At 72.1% G+C, this 6,293-nt stretch carries 6 protein-coding genes; all 6 read right to left on the bottom strand.

Features of this window, described 5'->3' with window-relative positions; translation table 11 throughout:
* On the bottom strand, window positions 1–845 hold an 845-nt coding region (locus BN12_RS25320), incomplete at its 3' end, for a hypothetical protein (protein WP_048554296.1).
* Window positions 842–1,291 (bottom strand): hypothetical protein, encoded by a 450-nt coding sequence (locus BN12_RS16855; RefSeq protein WP_048554294.1) that lies wholly within the window; start codon window positions 1,289–1,291, stop codon window positions 842–844. The genes BN12_RS16855 and BN12_RS25320, both read right to left, overlap by 4 nt.
* A 24-nt stretch (window positions 1,292–1,315) precedes the next feature.
* Window positions 1,316–2,530 (bottom strand): signal recognition particle-docking protein FtsY, encoded by a 1,215-nt coding sequence (gene ftsY, locus BN12_RS16850; protein ID WP_048554288.1) that lies wholly within the window; start codon window positions 2,528–2,530, stop codon window positions 1,316–1,318.
* A 217-nt stretch (window positions 2,531–2,747) separates the two neighbouring features.
* A complete protein-coding gene (locus tag BN12_RS16845) occupies window positions 2,748–4,703 on the bottom strand; it encodes a M13 family metallopeptidase (protein WP_048554286.1) in 1,956 nt (651 codons plus the stop codon).
* A 44-nt stretch (window positions 4,704–4,747) separates the two neighbouring features.
* Window positions 4,748–4,972 carry a hypothetical protein gene (locus BN12_RS16840; RefSeq protein WP_048554280.1) on the bottom strand — a complete coding sequence of 75 codons (225 nt, stop codon included), beginning with the start codon at window positions 4,970–4,972 and terminating at the stop codon, window positions 4,748–4,750.
* A 111-nt stretch (window positions 4,973–5,083) separates the two neighbouring features.
* Window positions 5,084–6,293, bottom strand: a 1,210-nt coding sequence (locus tag BN12_RS16835) for an AAA family ATPase (RefSeq protein WP_048554278.1), incomplete at its 5' end; no start/stop codon positions are given.

Genomic DNA, 6,293 nt, shown 5'->3' with positions numbered 1-6,293 from the left:
GCTCGGCGGAGCCACCGCCGGGCGCGCCAGCGGGCGCGGAGGCGGTCGGCATACTCCTCCAGCGGGAGGAAGGCGAGCATCATGACCAGGTGCGGCCAGAAGGCGATGGTGATGGCGGCATACGTCATCGCGTGGAAGAGGTACCAGGCCCCGACGATCCGCCGGCGCCACTTCTCGGAGACGAAGAAGATGATCGGTGAGGTGATCTCGGCGGTGAACAGCACCCACTGGAAGGCGTGGAGCGTCCAGGGCATGTCGAGGAGCCACTGCGCCCAGGGCGTGCCGCGGCGGACGACGGCGCGCACCATCGTCGCCGAGTTCACCCAGTCGATGCCCCCGAAGCGGAGCTTGGCCCAGGCGGACAGGAAGTACGTCGCGATGGCGGTCAGCTGGACGGCCCGGAGGGCGAACCCTGCCGCCTCGCTCCGCCGCGTGTCGGACAGGTGCGCGAGGCCGACGGTCGGCAGGAGGAGCAGCGCGACGACGAAGTCGCCCCGGTCGTGGTCGACCTTGCCGTAGCTGAAGGCGACGTACTGGTACCAGATCCAGCACACGGCGACCGTCCAGCCGAGCGCCCGGGGGAAGCGCCCAGACATCGCGGCGACGGCGGCCACGACGCACAGCCACTTCAGGACGTCGACGAGGAGGACGGTGGCGGCGGGGAGGTGGAGGAGCCGCCCCATGAGGAGCGGCTCGTACCAGACGGGGTCGGCGTAGCCGTGGTACCAGCCGGAGGTGTGGAGGCCGAGGACGTCGACGACGACGAATGCGTAGACGAGCAGCCGCAGCCAGGCGACGCGCGCGAGCGGCATCGGCTCGAAGAGCCAGCGGCCGAGGCGGGTCATGGCGTGGCCTCCCACACGGCGAGGACCTGCGCGTCGTCGCGGCCGGTCACGTGCCCGTCCTTGACGCCGATCTCGTGCCGCACGACGCGGACTCCCGTCCACGCGGGGGTGTCGGGCCGCAGCCGTCCGTGGCTGTGCGCCAGAGTTCCGAGCATCGCCGGGTCGGCGACGATCTGCGGGATGCGACCCTCGATCTCGGCCCGGTTGAGGCCGGTGTTCTCCGGCGTGAGGGGCGCGGGGTGCCAGGTGGGGTCGGCGTCGGTGCGGATCTCGATGCCCGTCGACCACACGGAACCGGTCGTCGCCTGCGAGGTGGCGAACATGCGCCACGGCCCGAACGGCCACCACGGGTCGTTGCCGACGAGCGACCCGGCGACGAAGAGCGCGGTGAACAGGAGCGCGACGCCGATGCGCCACGCCTTGGCGACCGGTGAGAGCCGAACCATGTCCGTATGCCGGGGGCCGGGCGCTCAGCCGACGATGGCGTCGACGAACGCCTCGGGGTCGAAGGGGGCGAGGTCGTCGGGGCCCTCGCCGAGCCCGACGAGCTTGACGGGGACGCCGAGCTTGCGCTGGATCGCGACGACGATGCCGCCCTTGGCCGTGCCGTCGAGCTTGGTGAGGACGACGCCGGTGATGCCGACGACCTCGGAGAACACCTCGGCCTGGCGCAGGCCGTTCTGCCCCGTCGTCGCGTCGAGGACGAGGAGGACCTCGTCGATGGGCGACTGCTTCTCGACGACCCGCTTGACCTTGCCGAGCTCGTCCATGAGGCCGACCTTCGTGTGGAGGCGGCCCGCAGTGTCGATGAGGACGACGTCGGCCTCGACCTCGATGCCGGTCCGCACCGCGTCGAAGGCCACCGACGCCGGGTCGGCGCCGTCGCGGTCGGAGCGGACCGTCGGCACCCCGACCCGGGCACCCCACGTCTCGAGCTGGTCGGCCGCCGCAGCCCGGAAGGTGTCCGCCGCCCCGAGGACGACGTCCTTGTCCTCCGCGACGAGCACCCGGGCCAGCTTGCCGACGGTCGTCGTCTTGCCGGTGCCGTTGACGCCGACGACCATGACGACGGCCGGTCTCGTCCCCACCCGCGACGCGGCGACGGAGCGGTCCATCGAGGGGTCGACGAGGGTGAGCAGGTCGCTGCGCAGCCATCGACGGACCGTCGCCTCGTCCCGCGTTCCCTCGACCTTGACCTGGGTGCGGAGGGAGTCGACGAGCTCGGTCGTCGCCTCGACGCCGAGGTCGGAGGTGAGCAGGGTGTCCTCGACCTCCTCCCATGCCTCCTCGTCGAGCTCGCCGCGGGACAGGAGGGCGAGCAGCCCCTTCCCGAGGGCGGTGTTGGACCGGGCGAGGCGGGCACGGAGCCGCTGCAGCCGGCCGGCGGCGGCCTCCGGACGCTCCAGGGTCGGCGTGGGCTCGGGTTCGGGGAGGGTCGTGGGCTCGACCGGCGCCTCGGGTTCGACGGTCGTGGGGCCGGGCCGAGGGAGCGTGGCGACGCCTCCGTCGTCATCGGTCCCTGCGCCGCCACCGGCACCGGGCGGCCGGGTGCCCTGCGGCGTGCTCTCGCGCCCGGGCAGCTCCTTCGTCCGCCCGCCACGACCGTGCAGCAGGACCACCGCCCCGCCGACGATGACGACGAGGAGGGCGAGGGCGATGATCAGGTACTCCCACAGTGAACTCACCGGGTCATCCTCGCATCGACGGCGCCCTGCCCGATGGACACGTCACCCGCATTCGTCGGGCCGGACGGCTCACCATCCCCGCAGCCGAATCGGCAGGTGCGGGCTTTCCGTTGTCGAACCGCTTCCCGGACCACGACAACCCCGCACCTGCCGCGCCGGAGGCCGGAGGGTCATCGGGCCGGGGGGCTATCGGGCCGGAGGGCTATCGGGCCCGATGTCAGAAGATCCGGACGCGCTCGCCCGGAGGCAGCCACATGCCGTCACCCTCGACGGCGCCGAAGGCGGCGTGGAACTCGTCGAGGTTGCGCGCGACGTTGCTCCGGCAGTTCTGCGGGGCGTGGGGATCGATGGCGAGCAGCCGCACCGCCTCCTCCGGCCGGGCCTTGCCCTTCCACACCTGCGCCCAGCCGAGGAAGAACCGCTGCGACCCGGTCAGCCCGTCGAGGACGGGCGGCTCGCCGTCGTCCTCGGTCGAGATGAGGTATGCCGCGTGCCCGATGGTCAGCCCGCCGAGGTCGCCGATGTTCTCGCCGACGGTCAGGGCGCCGTTGACCGTGTGCCCGGGCGCCTCGATGGGCTCCTGCGTGTCGAACTGGGCGATGAGGGCCTGCGAACGGGCGTCGAACCGCTCACGGTCCTCGGCGGTCCACCAGTCGCGCAGGTTGCCGTCGCCGTCGTACCGCGAGCCCTGGTCGTCGAAGCCGTGCCCGATCTCGTGCCCGATGACCGCGCCGATGCTGCCGTAGTTCACCGCGTCGTCGGCCTCGACGTCGAAGAACGGCGGCTGGAGGATCGCGGCGGGGAAGACGATCTCGTTGAGCCCGGGGTTGTAGTAGGCGTTGACCGTCTGCGGGGTCATGAACCACTCCGAGCGGTCCACCGGGCCGCCGAGCTTGGCGAGGTTGCGGTCGAGCTCGAAGGCGCTGGCCCGGCGGACCGTGCCCACGAGGTCACTCGGGTCGACGACGAGGGCCGAGTAGTCGCGCCACTCCTGCGGATGCCCGATCTTCGGGACGAACCGCTCGAGCTTGGCGAGCGCCTCCTTGCGGGTCTCGGGACTCATCCAGTCCAGCGTCTCGAAGTCCCGGCGGAACGCCTCGACGAGGTTGCCGACGAGGATCTCCATCCGCTCCTTCGCCACCGGCGGGAAGTGCCGCTCGACGTAGGCACGGCCGAGGGCCTCCCCCATGGCCGCCTCGACGAGCGCGACGCCGCGCTTCCAGCGCTCGCGCAGCTGCGGCATACCGGAGAGCGTCCGACCGTAGAAGGCGAAGTTCTCCTCGACGAAGGCGGAGGGCAGGTAGGGCGCGAACTCGTGGACCGCGTGCCAGCGCAGCCAGTCCTGCCACTCCTCGAGCGGCCGGCCGGCGAGCGCCGTCGAGAGGGCCTCGGCATACGAGGGCTGTCGGACGACGACCTCCTCGACGGCCTCGAGGGACCCCCCGAGCGCCGTGACCCAGGCGCGCCAGTCGACCGCCGGTGACCGCTCGGCGAGCTCGTCGAGAGTGAGCTTGTTGTACGTGCGGACGGCGTCGCGGCAGGCGACGCGGTCCCAGTGGTGGGCGGCGAGCTCGGTCTCCAGGGCCATGACCCGCGCCGCCGCGGCGGGCGCGTCGGGGACACCCGCGAGGTCGAGCATCCGCTCGACGTGAGGCACGTATGCCGTGCGGATCGGCTCGAAGGCCTCCTCGCGGTAGTACGACTCGTCGGGCAGCCCGAGGCCGGCCTGCTCGAGGTAGACGACGTACCGGTCGCTGTCGCGGTCGTCGGTGTTGACGAAGGGCACGACGGCACCCATGACCCCGTCCCGCAGCCACCGGCCGAGCAGCGGCATGACCTCCGCGGTCGAGGTGAGCGCCGCCACGTCGTCGAGGAACGGCCGCAGCGGGGTGACGCCGGCGGACTCCACCCGGTCGACGTCCATGAAGCCGGCGTAGAGGTCGGCCACCTTCCGCTCGGTGTCGTCGAGCCCGGCCCGACGCTGCGCGAGATCCTCGACGATCTCGTGACAGTCGGACTCCGACCGCTCGCGGAGCATGTCGAAGGTGCCGTAGCGGGCCCGGTCACCGGGGATCTCGTTCTCCCTCAGCCACCGACCGTTGGCGTGGAGGAAGAGGTCGTCCTGGGGGCGGACCTCCGGGTCCTGGTCAGCGAGGTAGATGCCGGACGTCATGCCCGCCATTCGATCACAGGCACCCCGCACCGCGGAGGATGGCGTCAGGCGTGCTCGGGTGGAGTCCGCGGCTGCTGCGAGGCCGCAGCGGTCGCGGCAGGCGTCTCCGGCGTGTCGTCCTTGTCGCGGTCGCGAAGTGTGGCGACGAGGTCCTCGCCGCGGGTCGTCAGCAGGTCGCGTCCCTCCCGGCGCGCCGGGATCGCGACGAGACCGACGATGACGACGGCCACGGCGACGCAGACGAGGAGTCCGATGATGAGGGCGACCACCCGTCCATCGTCGCCGATCGACGGAACCGAACCCAAATCGACGCGCCCGGCATACCGCCCTGCGACCCTTTTCCTTCCGTATGCCGGGACGCCGCCCCCGAGTGCGGCGGCTCAGGCGGGCTCGGCGGCGAGGTCCTTGACGCGCTGGCTGACGACGGTCGTCACGCCGTCGCCGCGCATGCTCACGCCGTAGAGCGCGTCGGCGATCTCCATCGTCCGCTTCTGGTGGGTGATGATGATGAGCTGGCTGGAGTCGCGCAGCTCCTCGAAGAGGGTGATGAGCCGCCCGAGGTTCGTGTCGTCGAGGGCGGCCTCGACCTCGTCCATGATGTAGAAGGGGCTCGGCCGGGCCTTGAAGATGGCGACGAGGAGGGCGACGGCCACGAGCGAGCGCTCCCCACCGGACAGCAGGGACAGCCGCTTGACCTTCTTGCCCGGCGGACGGGCCTCGACCTCGATGCCCGTCGTCAGCATGTCGCCGGGATCGGTGAGGGTGATGCGGCCCTCACCGCCGGGGAACAGCCGCGCGAAGACCCGCTCGAAGTGGGCGGCGGTGTCGTGGAAGGCCTCGGTGAAGACCTGCTCGACCCGCTCGTCGACCTCCTTGACGATGTCGAGGAGGTCGCGCTTGGAGCTCTTGAGGTCTTCCAGCTGGGTCGTGAGGAAGGTGTGCCGCTCCTCGAGCGCGGCATACTCCTCGAGCGCGAGCGGGTTGATCCGGCCGAGGGCCGCGAGACCGCGCTCGGCCTTGCGCAACCGCTTCTCCTGCTCCTCGCGGACGTATGCGGTGGGCTCGGGGAGCGCGTCGGGGTCGTCGTCCGGCCCGGGCACCGGAGGGACCGGCTGGTGCGGGCCGAACTCCTCGACAAGGACGTCCGGGTCCATCCCGAGCTCTTCGACGGCCTTGGTGCGCAGCTGCTCGACCCGTGCGACCTGGGCCGCCCGGGCCACCTCGTCGCGATGGACGGAGTCGGTGAGGTCGCGCAGCTCGTCCTGCGCGGTGGCGAGGTCGCGGCGCAGCGTGCCGAGCGCCTCCTCGCGAGCGACCCTCGCCCGCTCGGCCGTGTCGCGCTGCTCCTGCGCGCGGGCGAGTCCCTCACGGGCCCGGTCGATGGCGTATGCCGCGGCCCGGCCCACCGCCTCGGCCACCTCGGTCTCGCGACGGCGGCGCTCCTGACGCTGCCGGAGGCGCTCCCGCGCCGCGAGCTCGTTGCGGGCGGCCCCCTCGAGGGAGTCCGCGCGGCCCTTGAGGGCACCGGCGCGCTCCTCCTTGGTCCGCAGCGTGAGCCGGTGCTCGGTCTCGGTCGTGCGGGCGCGGCTC

This window comes from Nostocoides japonicum T1-X7 (genome assembly GCF_001046855.1).
In the GTDB taxonomy this organism is placed as follows: Bacteria; Actinomycetota; Actinomycetes; order Actinomycetales; family Dermatophilaceae; genus Nostocoides; species Nostocoides japonicum.
The sequence above is the reverse complement of the archived record's forward strand: the minus strand, read 5'-3'. Positions and strand labels throughout refer to the sequence as shown.